General features: G+C 52.1%; 15 protein-coding genes (1 of these 15 running past the window's edge). 7 read left to right on the top strand and 8 right to left on the bottom strand.

Going from position 1 to position 18,550, the window contains the following annotated elements:
- Nucleotides 1-88: 88 nt before the first annotated feature.
- From SPV1_RS02190 to SPV1_RS02180, 3 genes are read right to left on the bottom strand one after another with little or no spacing between them, the layout of a single operon-like run.
- Nucleotides 89-688: a hypothetical protein gene (locus tag SPV1_RS02190; RefSeq protein WP_009849453.1), complete on the bottom strand. Its 600-nt coding sequence runs from the start codon at nucleotides 686-688 to the stop codon at nucleotides 89-91.
- Nucleotides 689-743: 55 nt separating this feature from the next.
- Nucleotides 744-2,015: a molybdopterin-binding protein gene (locus SPV1_RS02185; protein WP_009849452.1), complete on the bottom strand. Its 1,272-nt coding sequence runs from the start codon at nucleotides 2,013-2,015 to the stop codon at nucleotides 744-746.
- 22 nt (nucleotides 2,016-2,037) lie between these two features.
- Complete coding sequence (locus SPV1_RS02180; protein ID WP_152909365.1) at nucleotides 2,038-3,654, bottom strand: hypothetical protein; 1,617 nt, start codon at nucleotides 3,652-3,654, stop codon at nucleotides 2,038-2,040.
- A gap of 421 nt (nucleotides 3,655-4,075) precedes the next feature.
- Between SPV1_RS02180 and mltA the strand changes: the two genes are divergently transcribed.
- The 3 genes from mltA to SPV1_RS02165 all read left to right on the top strand — a co-directional run bounded on the left by mltA (nucleotide 4,076) and on the right by SPV1_RS02165 (nucleotide 8,685).
- Nucleotides 4,076-5,221 (top strand): murein transglycosylase A, encoded by a 1,146-nt coding sequence (gene mltA, locus SPV1_RS02175; protein WP_009849450.1) that lies wholly within the window; start codon nucleotides 4,076-4,078, stop codon nucleotides 5,219-5,221.
- A gap of 80 nt (nucleotides 5,222-5,301) precedes the next feature.
- Nucleotides 5,302-5,937: an inorganic pyrophosphatase gene (locus SPV1_RS02170; protein WP_009849449.1), complete on the top strand. Its 636-nt coding sequence runs from the start codon at nucleotides 5,302-5,304 to the stop codon at nucleotides 5,935-5,937.
- A 102-nt stretch (nucleotides 5,938-6,039) separates the two neighbouring features.
- Entirely contained in the window at nucleotides 6,040-8,685 is a 2,646-nt protein-coding gene (locus SPV1_RS02165) for a hybrid sensor histidine kinase/response regulator (protein ID WP_152909366.1), read from the top strand.
- A gap of 52 nt (nucleotides 8,686-8,737) precedes the next feature.
- Here SPV1_RS02165 and SPV1_RS02160 read toward each other — a convergent pair whose 3' ends face one another.
- Genes SPV1_RS02160 through SPV1_RS02150 form a run of 3 tightly spaced genes read right to left on the bottom strand, consistent with a single transcriptional unit; the run spans nucleotide 8,738 to nucleotide 11,577 of the window.
- Nucleotides 8,738-9,718 (bottom strand): metal-dependent hydrolase, encoded by a 981-nt coding sequence (locus SPV1_RS02160; RefSeq protein WP_407942741.1) that lies wholly within the window; start codon nucleotides 9,716-9,718, stop codon nucleotides 8,738-8,740.
- Nucleotides 9,719-9,741: 23 nt separating this feature from the next.
- Complete coding sequence (locus SPV1_RS02155; protein WP_009849446.1) at nucleotides 9,742-10,920, bottom strand: anhydro-N-acetylmuramic acid kinase; 1,179 nt, start codon at nucleotides 10,918-10,920, stop codon at nucleotides 9,742-9,744.
- 6 nt (nucleotides 10,921-10,926) lie between these two features.
- The gene (locus SPV1_RS02150; protein WP_040881402.1) at nucleotides 10,927-11,577 is read right to left on the bottom strand and encodes a hypothetical protein; all 651 of its coding nucleotides are present in this window, start codon (nucleotides 11,575-11,577) and stop codon (nucleotides 10,927-10,929) included.
- 259 nt (nucleotides 11,578-11,836) lie between these two features.
- Between SPV1_RS02150 and tyrS the strand changes: the two genes are divergently transcribed.
- The 4 genes from tyrS to SPV1_RS14250 all read left to right on the top strand — a co-directional run bounded on the left by tyrS (nucleotide 11,837) and on the right by SPV1_RS14250 (nucleotide 16,242).
- Complete coding sequence (tyrS, locus tag SPV1_RS02145; RefSeq protein WP_009849444.1) at nucleotides 11,837-13,021, top strand: tyrosine--tRNA ligase; 1,185 nt, start codon at nucleotides 11,837-11,839, stop codon at nucleotides 13,019-13,021.
- Nucleotides 13,022-13,215: 194 nt separating this feature from the next.
- Nucleotides 13,216-14,175 (top strand): lipase family protein, encoded by a 960-nt coding sequence (locus tag SPV1_RS02140; RefSeq protein ID WP_009849443.1) that lies wholly within the window; start codon nucleotides 13,216-13,218, stop codon nucleotides 14,173-14,175.
- Nucleotides 14,176-14,185: 10 nt separating this feature from the next.
- Entirely contained in the window at nucleotides 14,186-15,823 is a 1,638-nt protein-coding gene (locus SPV1_RS02135; protein ID WP_009849442.1) for a serine protease, read from the top strand.
- Nucleotides 15,824-15,975: 152 nt separating this feature from the next.
- Nucleotides 15,976-16,242, top strand: coding sequence for a hypothetical protein (locus tag SPV1_RS14250; RefSeq protein WP_152909364.1), 267 nt, complete (start codon nucleotides 15,976-15,978; stop codon nucleotides 16,240-16,242).
- On the opposite strand, the gene SPV1_RS02130 is transcribed toward SPV1_RS14250, so the two are convergent.
- Nucleotides 16,216-16,974 carry a hypothetical protein gene (locus SPV1_RS02130; RefSeq protein WP_040881400.1) on the bottom strand — a complete coding sequence of 253 codons (759 nt, stop codon included), beginning with the start codon at nucleotides 16,972-16,974 and terminating at the stop codon, nucleotides 16,216-16,218. The genes SPV1_RS14250 and SPV1_RS02130 overlap by 27 nt on opposite strands.
- 355 nt (nucleotides 16,975-17,329) lie before the next feature.
- On the bottom strand, nucleotides 17,330-18,550 hold the 3' portion of the coding sequence (locus SPV1_RS02125) for a hybrid sensor histidine kinase/response regulator (RefSeq protein WP_081441955.1). The gene runs 579 nt beyond the window's last position; the window shows 1,221 of its 1,800 coding nt (coding positions 580-1,800); its start codon lies off the right edge, out of view; the stop codon is at nucleotides 17,330-17,332.

The following is an 18,550-nucleotide window of genomic DNA, read 5'->3' as shown; positions in this document are numbered from 1 at the left end:
CGGGTCTAATCGGCATGGCAAACTGAGGGAAGGAACAAACCCGCCATGCCAAGCATCAGCAACAGTACCCCCGGTAGTGAACGCGTAATCATGGCTTCTCCTTTATGGGAGCTGGCAACATGAGCGCTTCAACACTGAGCATACGCGCAGCCGAGGCGGCGCGGCGAGCTTCATCTTCCAGCTGATCATCCAGTCTCAGAGCCTGTTGCCTCAGCGCACCCAGGGCGTCCGCAGCGGCCATCAGTGCTTGCTGGCGCTTTGTCAGACGGACGGACGATGCATTGGCTGCGACAACGGGGATCGCGGACAGAGCATGATTGGCAGTTTTCATCGACTGCTCCAGCGCCTTGATACTCGTTACTGTAGCCCGTGGCAGGTTCAGGCTGTGCAGTGGATCAATTGCTTTCTGCCATGCACTTAGCCCGGCAGGCGCAGGATCGGGTTGCCTGGCGAAAGCGCCTTCTTGTTTGAAGGCGAGGCTGTAGAGGCTGTCGATTGCTTTATCCAGCTGTTGCATTCGTGCAGGTTCATCCGACAGGTAACGCCGGAGTGCATCGGCAAAAGCCTGTTTTTTGCTCTGCTCTGCCTGCATCTGTGCTTGAGCATTTTCAGTGTGCACCGGCTCGGCGGCCAGCGCAAGACAGGCGGGAAAAAGGAGTGTTACCAATGACAGGTGACTGTATTTCATGAATCCTCCTTAAACCACCGGTAGTTGACGAGCCTGTCCGGATGAAGATGCCGCTTTAGAAGTTACGCCCACCGGAAGGCTGATATTTGTAGCGGAAGGTCATGTCGCCGGTGGCTGCATTGTAGGAAACAACTTCAACGAGCGCATACCTGGGGCCGGGGAGCATCTCCAGTGCAAAGCAGCTTCCTGCCTGTGCATTTAACAGATAGGGCTGGCCAATGTATCCGCCGGCAGGTGCGGATGATGTGCTGCTTATGGGACACGGAATACGTTGAGAACCTACGCCGTTGCGTGTAAAAACGACGCCGACTTCAGGTTTGACGTCGCCCTGAACCGCAGGGCCCGGCCCTTCATTTGCTACGCTATCGGTGTCGAAATTATAGCTTTGATTGAGGGCCAGAAATTGGGTGCCGCTTGTGCTGGTTGCGCTGGCTGTTTCGCCTTGAGAGCCGAGACTGGCATTGCCCGTGGTGGGATCCAGTGTCAGCACATTCTGGCCCACTGCCTGACCGGTGACATAGGTGGCGATATTCGCGGTATCTGAAACACCAAAGAGAAGGGGTGCCGACATGCGCACCAATTTCATGCCTTTTACACTGCGACGAAAACCTACAACAGATGCGGCGGAATCCTTGAGAAACTGACCGGAACGCATAGATCGCACCTGCCGATTGTAGGTGAAATAAAGCTCATAAACGCCATGGTTGCTGACCACACGGGTGATGTTTGCTTGAATGGCGATGCTGTCGAGCCAGCGGAAGTCATCTGTCAGCGCATCCTCAAGCGCAGATATATTGCCCTCGAAGGAGTTGGAAACTAAATCCATAAAACCGCTTCTGTCTTTATGCATATAAGCATTGAGCATTTTACGGAATGTCTCTTTGGCTTCAGTAGTACCATTGACGGACAGAACCAATAGATGAAAATCATTTTCTTCGGCACCGGTAGAAACGCCGGTAGTGCTGACTGCACGTATCTGAAACAGGTAATCATGACCGATTTCGGGCCGGAACTCCCAGGTGAACATACCCCGGTCATCCAGCTTTGCCGCTTCCCATGTCTTGCCTTCATCGATTGATATTTCCACCAGGCCAATATTACCACGGCCTACCTGAGCCTGTCCGCGCACAACAATGGACCCGTTTTGCAAATCCTCGGGGCTAAGCACCATACCCTCATCCAGCCGGGCGGAATCCAGGCTGTTGAACTGGAGACTGGTGAAGTACGGCTCAGAACTTTCACGACCAAATTCCCACCATGCGGCATGGGCATTGGCATAGGGCAAGAACAAGATCAGCAATAAAATTAGTGTTTTTAGCGATTTCATATTATTCACCTCATTTGCGGATCTATTTTTTCAAGTTCCAGTTGATTAATACCTGAAGCAATCCTTCCCTGTAATTGCGCGTGACATTATCAAAACGATAGTCGTTAAGGCTGTACTCAGATCTGATAGATCCCCCGTGCAATATCTTGGGTGCTATCGAAAAATACACCATCCCGCGATTTTGTCTGGATCCGGAACCAGCCACTGTCACTCTGTTGCTTCCCAGGTTGTAGCTGGCCCCCAACTCACTTCCGCCCGAACTTTTGGCTTTTAGAGACAACAGCATCATATCCGAAATATCAAAGTTAGCCGTGGTCGGGTTCTGTAATTCCTGCCTGCCAAAATCAAAATCTCCGCTCACTCTCCATTTACCTATATCGTATCCACGATAGCCCACAGAAATATGATAAAGATTATTTGATAAACGAGTAGTGGCGATACCTGCTTTGTCGGTATTAAGCAGTCGCTCGTAGTCTAGAGTGTAATTCAAGGCATTATCGAAGGCTCGATCCTTATATTTGAGACGTATGCGGTGTGATCGGGCTGATGCTGAACCATCATCAGTCCGTTTGGATCGGCTTCGGCCGGAAATAGTCAGAGCGGAAGCCCTGCGCCCGAGCAGATGACGGCGTATAATGCCGGCCTCAGCAGTTTCGTAGTGAGTTCTGGTGGATAACTGCTGGCTCAGACTGTTGTAAAACTGGTCGTAATCACTAAAGATTTGCCATTGTCTGTCCAAGCGCCAGTCGGCGCGTGCATGGTACCGCATTCTGTCCGGCGTAGCTCCGCCGCCTAAAGTGATAAAGTTTGGCGTAACCCGTTCCACATTACCATTGAGGCTGAAGGTCCGGTATATTCCTCGAAAGACTATCCGGTTGGCGTATCCCTGGAGTGATTGGCTGAGGCTGGCATACGGCAACAACTTGCTACGGCTGTATGCATGCTCTCCCGACAATACCATACCTCCACTTCTGTATTCCCAATCTACAGCAGGCAATACCTGGCGATAGACATTGGATGTTCCTCGTTTTGGGTCGCGGGCCCGATCCGCAACCTGGGCGAGGTTGGCTCCCACGGTCAGGTTGTCGATAGCTCTCTGCACGCGAACCCCGCCACCGAAGCGATCCATAGGCTCATCGAGTCGTGAGTTGAGAAGCAGATACGCCCACTGTCCATCAAATGAACCATAGACGGCTCGCACATAGTTTCTGTCGTCTCCGAAATTGTGCTGGAACCCGACGCCCTTGATGCCTTTCATCATGGAATAAGGAGACAGATTGGCAAATACATCTCCGGCATCAATGTTATTTTGTGGGTCAGCTAAGTGTATTGCCAAATTTTGGATGGATGTATAGTTCGGATCATACTGCGGGGAATCGGTATAGCGTAGCGTGGTCAATAATGAACCCTTCCAGTCGCCGCCCAGCTGAAGGTCCGAAATCTGGATGTCCGATTCATGATAAATCCGGGCCTTGGGGTCATAGAAACTTTGTGCCTTGCCAGGGCCTGTGATTGTGTAATTCAATAACGCAGTTCTATTCTCCATCTGGTATGTCGTCTCAGCTGTTGCAGAGGTAAAGGAAAATAAACAGGCCGTAAAGGCCAGTGTAATATTTCTACAAACCGGCATGCATTCCACACACCCTCCCAGGGTATCTATAGCCCGCACGTTTAATATTAAACATAAATTAAAAAGCCAGTTCATTCTAGAGGGAGCTGTGATTAAATCAAGGTACTTGTCCGGCAAAAGGGGCAGATATTTACTTGAGTAGGCCTGTCAATGTAACGTCCTTCAATCTTCATTCTGACCCCTGTTTGTGTAAGCGGCTCTGCTATTTGATTGAAGGGGCTGTGCCGGGCATGCTGCTATTCTCAGGGTTCTCCCCACAGGCGTGAGAATGCATTGCCGGGGTTTGAGTCGCAGGGGGGTCTGTGCCAGCCTTAATGCCTGAACAGCGGGGATGGAATGTGGTGCTGTTCTGCCGTACCGGTGCTCATAGCAATTGAAAGCCGCGCGGCAGTCAGTCATCTGCCCGTGGTGCCGAACAGGAGAGTGTGGAATGCGTGTTACGGGATGGCTGGTGATGGTGGTCTGTCTGATGTTGGCAGCGTGCTCTGTTCACCATGGAGCTGTGGAAGAGCAGGGGCCGCTCTTTGTGAAAAAGAGCTGGCATGCACTGCCCGGCTGGCGCAGCGCAGAGCTGGCAAATTCGTTGAAGGCGTTGCGTCAGGGATGTACGGCACTGGCAAAAAAGGAGGCGTGGCAGCAGATATGTGCCGAGGCCTCACTACTGGACGTAGATAATAGTGATGGCCTGCACCACTTCTTCGAAAACCATTTTACGCCGTACCAGTTGCGCAATGGCGATGGCAGCGCAGAGGGGCTGATTACCGGTTATTACGAACCGCTGCTCTACGGCAGCAGGGAAAAGACCAAGCGATTCCGCTATCCGGTATTCGGTGTGCCGGATGATTTGCTGGTGGTTGATTTAAGCGAGTTATATCCGCAACTCAAGGGCATGCGCCTGCGCGGGCGTATCGAGGGGCGACGTATTGTGCCCTATTATGACCGGGCAGGCATTGATGCCGACCATGCTCCTCGGGGAAAGGAGATCCTCTGGGTTGATGATCAGATCGGACTGTTCTTTTTGCAGGTGCAGGGCTCAGGCAGGGTCGAGTTGCCGGACGGCAGTATCGTTAAGCTGGGTTATGCGGACCAGAATGGTTATCCCTATGCATCGATCGGCAAGAGGCTGGTTGAAATGGGTGAGTTGACGCTTGAGCAGGTCACCCTGCAGAGCATTCGCCAGTGGGGGCTGGATCATCCCGATCGGTTATCGGCATTGTTAAACAGCAATCCCAGTTATGTATTCTTTCGTGAGATGCCGGATACGCAGCAATCGGCTGTCGGTGCCATGGGTGTACCGTTGACCGGCGGCTACAGTATGGCGGTGGATCGACGCGTTATTCCTATGGGTATGCCGGTGTTCCTTGCCACGACCTGGCCCGGTTCGGATAAGCCGTTAAACCGTCTGATGCTGGCACAGGATACCGGCGGTGCGATCAAGGGCACGATACGCGGCGATTTTTTTTGGGGCTTTGGTGCCGAGGCGGGCAGAGAGGCAGGCAGTATGAAGCAGCAGGGGCGGATGTGGGTACTGTTTCCCAACGGAGAGAAGCCGGCAGTGAACAAGGTATCCCGCTGATGCAGACAGACATAAAACTGTTTTTGTAATAGCGCAAGCTATCGTAGGCATTTGGCTCGATTTGTGCTAGAACACATGCTATGAAATCATTCTCTCAATGGCGACCGCACCCCTGGCACGGGTTGGCAATCGGAGCCGCACCGCCGCGGCGGGTACATGCCTATATCGAGATCACTCCATTTGACACGGTGAAGTTTGAAGTGGACAAGCCTTCGGGTTATCTGCGCGTGGATCGTTCGGTGCGCTCATCCTCACAGCATCCGGCGCTTTACGGCTTTATCCCGCGTACGCTGTGTGCCGATCGTGTCGGCGCACTGATGCCGCATGCGTTGCGCGGTGACGGCGATCCGCTGGATATTTGTGTGATTTCCGAGCGGCCGATTTCACGTATTGAAATCATCGTCAATGCACGCGTTGTCGGCGGTTTGCCGATGTGCGATCACGGCGAGGCGGATGATAAAATTATAGCCGTGATTGAAGATGATCCTCTCTGGTCAAAAATAGATGATATCTCTGAACTGCCACCGGCAATTGTTGATCGACTGTTACACTATTTTCTTACCTACAAGCTTGAGCCCAACAAACCAAGCGAAGTCACTATCGGCAAGCCGTATGGTTTCGAACACGCAAGCACTGTGATCGAGGCGGCGATTGCCGATTATGCCGATGCTTACGGGGCGTATCATCGCCAGACGCAGACGGGCGAGTCGACCTGATCGGTTAGTGATGATCAGGTGATGGGTATCAGGCGGTTCTGATATTCTTCATTGTACAAGTTTGGAGTCAGGGAATGTGTGATGCCTGAAAAAGAGACCGGGATGAATCAGTTTGCGGTTTTATTAAACCGGGGGGTCTGGCTACCTCCGGTTATGCTCTCCGCCGTACTCATACTTGCCAGCTACTATAACTACCTGCTCTTTCACACGCTGGCGGAGCTGTTTTCCATTATTGTCGGCGTGCTGATGTTTGTCGTTGCCGCCTATGCGCAAAAATATGCGCGCGATAATTTCATCATGTACCTGGCCACCGGTTATTTCTGGGTGGCCTCGATGGATCTGATTCACACCCTGATCTACAAGGGGATGGGCATTTATCCGGTTACTATCGCCAATTATTCCACCCAGTTCTGGATTGCCAATCGCTATGTTGAGGCGCTGTTGTTACTTACTGCACCACTGTTTTTTACGCGCTGGACGCACCATGTCTCCAAGTTTGTTGTTTTCGGGTTGATCGCCGTTGCCTGTTATGTACTGATCATGAGCGGGCGCTTCCCTGATGCGTATATTGAAGGCGTGGGACTAACCCGCTTCAAGATTATCAGCGAGTATGTTATCTGTACCATTCTTGTGCTGGCGCTGGTCAATATGTACCGATTCAGGGATCGGTTGAAGCAGGGGCTGTTTCCGTTTCTGATGGCCTCCATTGTCTTTACTATTCTGGCTGAGATCTCTTTCACCAATTACATCGGCGTTTACAGCACAGCCAATCTGATCGGACATATTTTCAAGCTGTTTTCATTCTGGATGATTCTCTATTCGATCGTGCGCGTCAGCCTGCAGGATCCTTATCAGTCGCTGGGGACGTCGCGCGCATTGCTCAAGGGCTTGCGCGATGGTATTCCCGATTTGATCTTCTATAAGGATATGCAGGGTGTTTACCTCGGATGTAATCAGGCTTTTTGTGAATTGATCGGTCGGGAGAGCGAGTCGGATATTATCGGCAAAACGGATGTTGATCTGTTTAACAAGCAGCAGGCACAGTTTTTTCGTGATGTGGACCAGCAGATATTGCAGGCAGGTGCCGCCAGACGCAATGATGAGTGGGTGAGCTATCCTGATGGCTCAAGGCGGCTGCTCGACACACTGAAAACACCGTTCATGGACAGCAAAGGGGGTGTGATCGGCGTGATCGGTATCAGCAGGGATATTACCGACAACTGGCTGGCTGAAGGCAAGCTGCGAAAACTGTCGCAGGCACTTGAGCAGGCGGGTGAGGCGGTCATGATCACCGACAGGGATGGCGGCATCGAATATATCAATCCGGCCTTTACCCGGGTGACCGGCTATCGGGCTGATGAGATACTGGGGAAGAGCCTGAGGATGTTGAAGAGCGACAGACAGAATGCGGCATTTTATAAAGGAATGTGGCGTATGCTGGCGCGAGGGGATCAGTGGCAGGGTAAACTGGTTAATCGCAAGAAGGACGGCAGCTTCTACCCGGCGCTGCTGACGATTTCACCGATGTTCGATGAGCAGGGCGCAATTAGCAACTATATCGGCATTCAGCAGGATCTCTCCGAGTACGAACAGCTGGAGGCGCAGTTTCATCAGTCTCAGAAGATGGAAGCTGTCGGCACGCTGGTCGGTGGTATTGCGCATGACTTTAACAATACGCTGGCAGGGATAACCGGCAACCTCTACCTGGCCAAAAAGGCTGCTGACAGCCTGCCAGATGTCGTGGATCGTTTGAACAGCATTGAGGAGCTTGCTTTTCGCGCTGCCGGCATGATTCAGCAACTGCTCACCTTTTCCCGCAAAGGCACGGTGCAAATGCACCCTATATCCATGCCCTCTTTTCTGAAGGAGGTGATCAAGCTGCAGGAAGTCTCAGTGCCTGAAAATATCAGCCTGACATGTCAGGTTGGAGATGTGGATCTGATCGTCAACGGAGATATTAATTTATTGCAACAGGCGCTGATCAACCTGATCAACAATGCACGCGATGCGGTTGAGTCCGTCGGGACTCCTGCAATTACTGTTAAACTGGATCAGTGCTCGGTCGATGAGGAGTTTCTGGAGCGATATCCGGCGATCACCTCACGTGATGTTGCATGCATTACGATCAGTGATAACGGCGAGGGGATGAGTCCGGAGATTCAGAAGCATATGTTTGAACCGTTTTTTACCACCAAAGGCGTGGGCAAAGGTACGGGACTGGGCCTTGCTATGGTGTATGGGGCGATACAATCTCATGGCGGAGCCATTGCTGTAGAGTCGGAAGAGGGTGTTGGTACGATAGTCCGTATCTATCTGCCGCTGCTGCAGTCCGGAGCTGCAGAGGGCGTCGTCGATGATACAACCGGTGTGCTTGGCGGGCGCGGAGAGACCATTCTGCTGGTCGATGATGAAGCTACGGTGCTTGCTACCGGCAAGGATGTGCTGGAGAGCCTGGGATATAACGTATTGACGGCAACCGACGGATTGAAAGCTGTCGAGCAGTATATTGCGCGTCGGGATGAGATTGATCTGCTGATGCTGGATGTGGTGATGCCGCATATGGGCGGGCAGGAGGCTCTTCGGAAAATCAGGGAGATTACCCCGGATGTCAGGGCGCTGTTTGTAACCGGGTATGACAAGAATGATGCGCTGGTCGAGGATGGTGATGCCAGTCCGGAAATGGTGATCAAAAAGCCATTTTCAATCAATAAGCTCAGTCAGGCGATGCGTGCATTGCTGGATAATTAGGGCCTGTTTATACTCATTTAGGTGTTGTCTGCTGTCCCGAATCGGGCCGACTTCACAACCATTGAAAGGGTGCAGTGCGCTGTGTCAGCTCGCTTTTACTCTCTCCGCGCCAGATCAGCCAGGCTTTGGGGTTGCTGCCTAAATCAATACGCAGGCGGAATGCTGACTTCTGACCGGCAACGCCGGCGCCGAAGCGCAGATCGCCGCATTCAATGTGGCGGTCATCCTGTTCGAGAATAACGGGAAAGCGGGCAAACCAGCGGTAGAAAGCCATGCCCGGCAATTCGCGCTGTACTTTGAGACTGCTCATGGCGGGCAGATCCTGCCACTGGAGATGCTCCGCGCTGTGAATGTTGGCGTTGTAACGCTGAACGAAAGCTATCGGAAATAGTCTGCTTGTGCCGCTAAAGTGCGGCCACAGATTCAGTGAACAGCGCTGGTAGTGGCCCGGATAGCTGGCAATCAGTTGCCAGTGAAACGGAGAGAAGGGCATCGGCAGGGCAGCCACGCTGTCAGCTTCGGGCCAGGCGCTGCGCGTAATCGCCAGCGCCTGCCGGTGGGCAAGGGTTGCCATAATCAGGTAGGCGCACATCAGAACCAGTGCACTGACAGCCAGCGCACGCCGTCTGCGTTTCCAGAACAGGCCGATGAGCAGGGGTAAGAGCAGGCAGGCACTGAACAGCGGATCGACAATGTAAACAAGATCGAGTGCCGCGCGCCAGTCCGATAGCGGTGCAAGTATCATGGTGCCGAAGGACGTAATCAGATCGAGCATGATATGCATCAGCAGCGCAGCCCCGATCAACAGTGGCGAGAGTGTCTGTTCACCCTGCCAGCGGCGCAGGCCGGCCCATGCCAGCCAGCTCCATAGCGGTAGCATCAGCAGTGAGTGGGTCAGGCCGCGATGATGCTCAAGATAGGTCGTATCGGAGATAAACTTGAGCAGGAAATCTGCATCCGGGGCCATTGTCAGCAGCACCAGCAATATGAACGGGCCTCTGTTCAGTGGGCGATGAGGTAGCGCGCGAGCCAGTGCCGCGCCGGAGAGGGCGTGAGTTAACGGATCCAGCGGGGAAGCTCCTGCAGCAGCGTTGTCCAGTTATCGCCGGGGGTGATCTCTCCGCCGCACACGTCATGGCTGGCGCCGGTAACGGCCGACAGGGTGTTGTACTCCCCCGTGAGTGTCGCTCTGGCGAGCATGGCAAAGCTGGCCGCCTCTACCGCCTGGGCGGGTATGCCTGCGGCATCGCTGGGCAATACTTCAGCCGGTGCTAACACCTGTGTCAGCTGTTGCATCAGGTGGTGGTTGCGTGCACCGCCGCCGCAGATCAGCCATCGCTGTGGCGTGCCCGGCAGAAACCGGCAGCTTTTCGCAATGCTCTCGACCGTAAACCGGCAGGCAGTCGCCATTTTGTCGGCATCGGTGATCTCAGGCCAGGTGAGTATGCGCTGTACAATCTCATCGCCGAATGCTTCGCGACCGGTCGATTTTGGAGGCTTGCGCGAGATATAGGGGTGAGCCATCAGTTTGTTTAGCAGGGGGGCGCAGACTATGCCGCCGGCTGCCAGCTCACCGTTTTGATCATAGTGATTACGCCCGGCAGTGATGGCCAGCATCACTCCGTCCATCACCATATTGCCGGGGCCGGTGTCGAAGCCGGTGACCGAACCGTCAGCGCCCAGCCAGGTGATATTGGCAATGCCGCCGATATTGAGCACGACGACATTTCCATCCGTTGTTCCGAATAGGGATTGATGGGCAAAGGGGACCAGCGGGGCGCCTTCGCCGCCGGCTGCCATATCGCGACTGCGGAAATCGGATACAATCGTGATACCGGTGCGCTCGGCAAGGGTGGCGGCGCAGCCGATCTGTAGCGTAAACGGATACTCGCCTTCGGGGCGATGGCGTATGGTCTGGCCATGGCAGCCGATGGCTGCGATATCCGCAGGCTCCAGTCCGGCAAGCTTGATGGCCGTGAGCGCTGCCTCGGCGTAGGCCTCTCCGAGCTGCCTGTCGAGCAGGCCCATGCTGTCAATTTCATTCGCATCTTCGCCCGGTGAAGCCAGCCGCAGGATAGGTTCCCGCAGTTGTGCAGGCATGGGCAACTCCGAGAACCGGATCAGTTCAGGCTTGTTGTCTGCGTGTCTGTCGAAACGGACAATCGCTACATCGATGCCGTCGCCGCTGGTGCCCGACATGATGCCGAGCAGCAGCGGCGTATCAGCTGGTGACAAGGAGTCTTAAAATGCCTGAGGCGTGGAGGCCGGCTTGTCACCGGATGTGTCGGGGGTGGTGGTTGCCGGCGCATCTGTAGCAGGCGCTGTGCTGTCTGCAGGTGTTTGAGGCTCGGTACTACTGGCGGGCTCATCTGCGGCACCCGGTGCGGTCGCTGCCGGAGCAGACTCGGTTGTGGCGGGTTGCTCTGCCGGGGTTACAGGTGCCTCGGCAGGTGTTTCCGCAGCCGGGGCGGGAGCAGTCTCTTTGACCTCGGGCGAAATGATGTCATGCAGCATGGTTTCGATCTCCTGCAGTCTGGAGCGTGTTTCGGTGGTAGCCATCTGGCCGATTTCCTGCACATTCTCGAGCGCCTTCTGCAGCTTGGTGTGGATCAGGTGTTCGCGGTTACTTTTTACATCTTCACCCAACTGATCCAGGTGCGTATTAATAGATGCCACCTGCTCTTCGATATTGGTCAGGCGATCCTGCACCTGCATGTCGGCGGTGTGACTGCGCCCGGCTACCAGGGCATAAACGGCGATAACAATGGCAATAACCGCCACCAGCAGTGACATATGGGGGCTACAGCAACCGGAGGGTTTGCTCTTGCAGGCTGCAGTATTCTGTTCTGATGCTGCGTCGGTGCTTTCTGATGTTGGTTCATTTGCGTTCATGGATCACTCCTAGGTTGCGTTAAATCAGTGCTGACTGTGTTATCAACATGCTATTCTTGCATCATGTGTCGGGGTTGCCAATGGTCAAACCTGCTATGCGGGAAATCGGATGACTGTGACCTGTATTCCTGAACAGCGATTGAGCGCCGTATGGCGAATTGTTGTCGGTTTTGCCATCATTCGCCGCGCGTTGATGTAAACGGCCCTGCTTGCGGGTGTTCGGAACAGTCAACCTGTCTGGCATTTTTCCGGGGGATATATGAAGATTGAAGAACAGATGGCACTGCTTAGCCGGGGTACACTGGAAGTATTGCCGGCCGGTGCTCTGGAAGCCAAACTCAAGCTGGCCGCGAAAGAGGGGCGTCCTTTGCGAGTGAAGGCCGGCTTTGATCCGACGGCTCCCGATCTGCATCTGGGGCATACGGTATTGCTGGAGAAGCTCAGACAGTTTCAGCACTGCGGTCATCAGGTGGTGTTTCTGATCGGTGACTTCACCGGCACGATCGGTGATCCGACCGGCAAGAATGAGACGCGCCCGCCGCTGACCCATGATGAAGTGTTGCTCAATGCCGAGAGCTATAAAGAGCAGGTGTTCAAGGTGCTCGATCCCAAACAGACGGAAGTGCGTTTTAATTCGGAGTGGCTGGGACAGTTGACGGCTGCGGATCTGATTCGCATTGCCGGCAAGGCTACCGTTGCTCGCATGCTTGAGCGCGATGATTTTGAAAAGCGCTACAAGGGCGGTCAGTCCATTGCCATTCATGAGTTTCTTTACCCGCTGGTGCAGGGCTACGATTCGGTAGCGCTGGATGCCGATGTGGAGCTTGGCGGTAATGACCAGAAGTTCAATCTGCTGATGGGACGTCAGCTGCAGGATGCCTATGGTAAGGCTCAGCAGGTGATTATGACGATGCCATTGCTGGAAGGGCTGGACGGCATCAACAAGATGTCCAAGTCACTGAATAACTATGTCGGTGTGGCGGAACCTGCCAAAGAGCAGTTCGGTAAACTGATGAGCGTCTCCGATGATCTGATGTTTAAATATTATGAACTGCTGACCGATATGGACCTGGACGAGATCAGGGCGATGCACCCGATGGAAGCCAAGAAGCTGCTGGCGGCGACGATTGTTGAGCGCTTCCACGGCGAAGGGGCGGGTGCGCAGGCGCGCGCGGGCTTTGAGTCCCAGTTTGCCAAAAAAGAGATCCCCGATGATGTGCCGGAGGCTACGCTGGCCGGTGAGGATGGTGCGCTGTGGATTGTGCATGCACTGACGCAGGCCGGTTTGACCGCCTCCAACGGAGAGGCGATTCGCATGATCAAGCAGAATGCCCTGTCCATCGACGGCGACAAGGTGACCGACAAGGATCTGAAGCTTGCACCGGGCGGCCCCTACCTGATCAAGCTGGGCAAACGCAAGTTTGTTAATCTGACAGTAAACTGATCGAACAAAGGCGGCCATTGGCCGCCTTTGTTGTTTATACGAGCAGCGCCGACTTATTAAATTTACAAATTCCTGTAAGTCGTCTTTAATAGGTACTCATGCCGGGCAGGGGAAATCAATTGAGACTGATCCTGTGAGTCGTGCGTCGACTTTGGCCTCGCCGACCTGCCCGTTATGCTGATGGAGGGGTAGTAATGGCGCATGTTACTTTTATTCATGGAATAGGAAACAAGCCCGAACAAAAAGAACTACTTACTCGATGGCGGCGTGCGTTAGCAAATGCTGCGACTCCCCTTGATTTGTCTGCAGAAGGTGTGACGAGCGAAATGGTTTACTGGGCAGACGTTCTCTACGCGGAGCCTGTATCCTCTGATACTTATGAGGAGTCCTCATCCGAGGGTAGTGATATTGAGGGTGTTGCTGGTGAAACAGAAGTCGTTTCATTATCGCAATCAACAGATACTGATGAGTCTCTCTGGATTAGTGCAATAGCTCAGCGGCTTGGAACCGAAAGTTTTAACCTATACGACCATAGTGAGGCGCAATCCTCTTTCTCTGCACCGGAAGGCAGCTTTGCAAATGAGTTGGAAAGAATTCCTTTACCATGGGTTGTGAAGAAAGAGTTTCTTCGCCGATTTATCCGAGACGTGCATCACTATCTATTTAATTCAACGAGCACTCCAAGGCCTGGCGAAACCTATGAAGTTCAGACTGAAATCAGAAAGCGCTTTATCGAAAAGCTCAAGTTGGCTGATGGGAAAGCTGGCCCGCATATCGTTGTATCGCACAGTATGGGAACGGTAATCGCATATGACTGCCTTAAACGTGTCCCTGAATGCCCTTGTGTCGATGCACTTATAACAATCGGTAGCCCTCTCGGTATTGATGAGATTCAGGACAAGCTAAAGCCTGAATGGTCGAGAAATGATGGGTTTCCTCAAGAAAAGGTCATTTCTGATTGGAATAATTTTTTTGATCCTTTGGATATCGTATCGCGATTGGATACTCACCTTGCGAATGATTATAAACGTGAGGGAGTGGAGGTCATCTTGGACCAAAGACAGTCGAATGATGGGTTGTGGCGGCATGATGTTGAGAAATACCTAAAGGGAAGAGAGGTCAGCTCCGCTATTGAGCAGCTTCTAGAGGGTTAACGTGAGTACTTTGAACACACTGATTACTGAGGTCAAAGAGGCTGCAGACTCACATGAGGTCGATAGGCTTTCTGCTGCGTGCACAGCTCTAATCGCCCAATTGCCACAAGAAGAGAGTCTTATCGATGTGGAGACGGCTCGGGATATTCTTGGAGCCTTGCGTAAAAGCCGTCGATTTGAACACATGCGGAGTGTAGCTGAAGCCATTGTACGTGAAGGGTGCGAAGACCCACAAGTAAAGCGGCAATATGCTCAAGCGTTAATTGAATCGGGAGAAACAACTCCGGCCATAGGAGTTCTTGATCAGTTGATTCCAACACTGAACCAAGATCCTTTGGAGCAAGCAGAAATATATGGACTTAAAGGTCGCGCGTGGAAAGAAATTGCTCTCAGCGCTAAGCGAATCGAGCAAAAGGCAAACGCATTCAAAGAAGCGCATCAGGCCTATCACGCTGGCTATGAACTCGATAGAGAAAAGAACCTTATTTGGCATGGCATCAATTTGGTAGCCATAGCCAATGCCGATCGAGTTGGTGCATTGGAGTTATCGGTAAAGGATGAGGCTATCGAAATTGCCAATCGTATCGTTGATTTTGTAGACAATGCCCAAGCTGAAGAACCGGATGCATGGAATTTCGCATCTGCTGGAGAAGCGCTAGTTGCATTAGGCCGGACTGATGAATCACTTGAATGGTTTAAAAAATATGTGGCACATGAGAAAACTGATGCATTTGAGTTGGCTGGGACTATCCGTCAGTTGAAAGAGCTCTATAACCTCGAAGAAGTAGATGGTGGAACTGAGCTCCTTGCACCACTCCGAGCTCGGCTTTTGCAGATGCCGGGAGGCAACTTTACTTTGAGCAATTCCGAGCTTCGTGAAATGTCACAAGTTGGTGTCGACCAATTTCAGAAGGTACTAGGTAGCACGGGAACAAAAACATACGAGTGGATGATGCGTGCTTTGAATTGCGCCGGATCAGTTGCTCTGATTAGTGCAAATGGAGAGGGGATCGGAACTGGCTTTCTAGTCCTAGGGAGCGACCTGGACCCTCGCTTAGGAGATGAGTTATTTGTTTTAACAAATTCACATGTGGTAAGTGACCCTCCGCAACATGGCGCTGCTTCTATAGATGATGTGTCCATCACATTTGAACTTGCTAATAAGCATGGGAGGCAAGAGCAGATTTTTGGAATAGAAAAAATTGTTTGGGGGTCTCCTCCTGACCAGCATGACGTATCTATTCTCAAGCTGACTCCCGATCCTTCAGAGTCATTTTTACACCTTCCTCTTGCGCGTGATCTTCCCTTGATTGAGGGAGGGGATATTCAGCGGGTTTATATTATTGGGCACCCTAGAGGTGGAAAAATAAGCTTTTCTTTAGAAGACAACGAACTCCTTGATTATGACATGGCTGTGGTGAAGCACGCGGATACTTTTACAGCCTGTCGTGTGCACTACCGTGCACCGACGGAACCTGGTAGTTCCGGTAGCCCTGTATTTAATGGGAATTGGAAAACTATAGCCCTTCATCATATGGGGGGGGAATCTATTCCTAGGTTAAATGGCAGATCTGGAACATATGCGGCGAATGAAGGAATCTGGCTGCAGTCAATTGTGAGGGCGATCAGGCATGTTGAAAACCTGTAACATGGTGGATATGACGCTTTGCCTCGGGGGACGAGTACGTGCCTGATATATGTATTTTCTACTCTGAGCCAGATGAGGATAAGGTGAGAGCCTTAATTAAGAATCAGCAGTAAATGGATATGGATTGTTGCAAATATTGAGGAGGAGGAAATATGGGAGAATACGATGGAATTAGATTATTGGTTTTTTTACTATCAATTGTAATTTCCTTTGTTTGGGCTAGGTCAAAGGGATTTAATGGTTTTGCTTGGGCCTTATCTGGTGGGCTTATTGGATGGATATTTTTAGCATTTCTTATGCCCGCAAAGGAGCCGAAATGTCCCCCCGAACTTATAGATAAAAGAGCCAAGAGAGCAAATATAATAGGGGTTTGTATTAGTATATTGGCTATTCTAGGCTTTATTCTTAGGAGTGTTTAAAATGGTTTCAATTTTATCGAAAAAAGCTTTGGGAAGATGCGAACTGTCACCTAATGTTATTTGGCTGTTCTGACTTAGTCCCAGCTCAGTAGCGGCTAGTATGCCGCTCTTGCCTTTAATCAGAGCAATTAGCTTGTCTGAGCCAATCAGTTCAAGTGACTTAGTTATCTCCCAGTGAAGGTGAGGACCAACAAAATCTCGGTCAAGAATAACGATCGCAATGGATGCTTGTTTAATATGTTTTTCGATAAGGAGTTTCCAGTCTTCGTTAGGTGTTGGTAATGATTGTAGGTCTGCAAACTCATCTGGCTCGACTCCTCCTCTCTGCAAAGGTACAAACCACTTATCTTTCCAATAAGGAGACGATCTTGCGAATGAATTATCTGCTATTAGAACGACTCTTCCATAGCATGCCGCTGCAGGAACGATCCACTGTCTGACAAAAGTTGCATTCCTGTCTGAGAAGGGTCTGAAAACAACTATTAGGTGATCAGGCCTAACTGTGGAACGAAGAGCCTGAAGAGTCGCCGCCAAAATTCTTACCAAGATCCATAAGGACAGCCATATAAGAAAAATAACCCCACCCATCGCGCCTACAAAATATATGCAAGCGATGGTTAATACGATGATAGAAAAAAAAGTCATTGGAGAGTTGAGAGTTTCTAATGCCCAGTTAATTGGGAACTGAAGGCGCAGGAAATGCGATCCAAGGTAATCATGGGGTATTCTCATCGGATTATTGTAGCACCTCTTTGCATTGCTCATGATATATCTTAAAATCAATGAGGCTACTTCATTCGAGGCAGTAGTTGTAGTTTGTCGTATAGGTGCCTGATATGACATTTGGGTGTTGCCGAAGCCGCTGACAGAGCCATTAGCGCAGTAGTCCTTTCTTCCGTTTGCGAGGCAAGCCATTCAATTGTCCGACCGGTTTGTAACGGATAAATGTTTTCTGGCGCAGGGAGGCAAGGCCTTGAATGGCGAAATTCAGCCAAGAGCGGGGGCTAGTTTAGGAGACCTGAGCGACGCTCCGCCTGACTCCAGCTAGGTGAGGTAGGCGCGCATCTTGGGGACAAGCGCAAGTTTGTTAATTGGACGGTTGCATAGCCTGATCCGTTGTGGTGCGGCAGCGGCTGAGGAGCTGATGAATATGGGTGCTCAGCTCCGGCGGGGAGAAGGGTTTGCGTATAAACTGTGTGCAATCCTCGTCCGGGGGTGAGATGTCGCTGTAGCCGCTGGTGAAAATGACCGGCAGCCCCGGCTTTTCGGAGCGCATTTTTGCCACGGCGATATCGCCATTCATTTTCGGCATCACGACATCAGAAATGACGATTGCGAGATCATCCCGGTGGCTGGCGAATGCCTCCAGCGCCTGCGCTCCGTTTGCCGCGGTGACAACGCGGTAGTTGTATCCCCTCAGTGCTTCCGCCGTTACTTCGCGTACGGCGTCTTCATCATCCACAAGCAGAATCTTCTCGCCTTTCCCTTGCATGGGAATATGCGCCTGCTCTTTTGTGTTGGCTGTGTACGATTCGTCCAGCGGCAGACAGACGGTAAAGGTGCTGCCTTCAGTCTCGCTACTGTCTACCAGCATCATACCGCCGTGGCGATTAACAGCTTGATAGGCGGTGGACAGGCCCAGGCCTGTGCCCTGACCGGGTTCCTTGGTGGTAAAGAAGGGTTCGAAGATTTTAGCGATGATATCTTCCGGGATGCCTTGTCCGTTATCCGAGATGCTGAAGAACACGCCGGTCTCGTAACAGAGCGGGCACTCATTGCGCTTGGTGCATGCAAATTTATCTTTGCATTGGTTCCACTGGCGTCGCCCGGCCTCAATGTGAATCAACGGTGACACACCCTCCTGCTGCATGCAGGCATCATGGGCGTTATTGATCATGTTCAGGATAATCTGTTCGATCTGGCTCTTGTTGCCGAATATGGGCAGTGGCGTGTCAGCAATATCGAGTTTTAATTTGATCGTCTCCGGCAGCACCAGTCGAGCGGTCTTTGTCGCACGTTTTACTATTTTTGCCAGATCGCAGTGAGATTCATCCAGCGACACGTCACGGGAAAATACCATCAGCTCACTGACCAGTGCGGTGGCGGAACGGCCTGCTTGTTCAATGGCTTCCAGCTGCTTGGCAACCTTGGGCAGCGAGTCAGCCTTTTTGGCCAGAAATACGCGGCCCATGATGCCGGCCAGATAGTTATTGAAATTATGCGCGACACCACCGACCAGTGTGGCCAGCGCCTCCATCTTCCTGGCTTCAGCGAGACTCGCTTCCAACTCGTCCTGCTCACTGATGTC

Origin of the sequence: Mariprofundus ferrooxydans PV-1, from assembly GCF_000153765.1 — a bacterium.
Classification (GTDB): domain Bacteria; phylum Pseudomonadota; class Zetaproteobacteria; order Mariprofundales; family Mariprofundaceae; genus Mariprofundus; species Mariprofundus ferrooxydans.
This window is presented reverse-complemented; position numbering and strand designations above follow the sequence as displayed.

Excerpts from the sequence above, each read along its gene's own strand:
- SPV1_RS02190 (WP_009849453.1), bottom strand. The coding sequence starts at position 688 with ATGAAATACAGTCACCTGTCATTGGTAACACTCCTTTTTCCCGCCTGT.
- SPV1_RS02185 (WP_009849452.1), bottom strand. The coding sequence starts at position 2,015 with ATGAAATCGCTAAAAACACTAATTTTATTGCTGATCTTGTTCTTGCCC.
- mltA (WP_009849450.1), top strand. The coding sequence starts at position 4,076 with ATGCGTGTTACGGGATGGCTGGTGATGGTGGTCTGTCTGATGTTGGCA.
- SPV1_RS02170 (WP_009849449.1), top strand. The coding sequence starts at position 5,302 with ATGAAATCATTCTCTCAATGGCGACCGCACCCCTGGCACGGGTTGGCA.
- SPV1_RS02165 (WP_152909366.1), top strand. The coding sequence starts at position 6,040 with ATGAATCAGTTTGCGGTTTTATTAAACCGGGGGGTCTGGCTACCTCCG.
- SPV1_RS02150 (WP_040881402.1), bottom strand. The coding sequence starts at position 11,577 with ATGAACGCAAATGAACCAACATCAGAAAGCACCGACGCAGCATCAGAA.
- tyrS (WP_009849444.1), top strand. The coding sequence starts at position 11,837 with ATGAAGATTGAAGAACAGATGGCACTGCTTAGCCGGGGTACACTGGAA.
- SPV1_RS02140 (WP_009849443.1), top strand. The coding sequence starts at position 13,216 with ATGGCGCATGTTACTTTTATTCATGGAATAGGAAACAAGCCCGAACAA.
- SPV1_RS14250 (WP_152909364.1), top strand. The coding sequence starts at position 15,976 with ATGGGAGAATACGATGGAATTAGATTATTGGTTTTTTTACTATCAATT.
- SPV1_RS02130 (WP_040881400.1), bottom strand. The coding sequence starts at position 16,974 with ATGAGAATACCCCATGATTACCTTGGATCGCATTTCCTGCGCCTTCAG.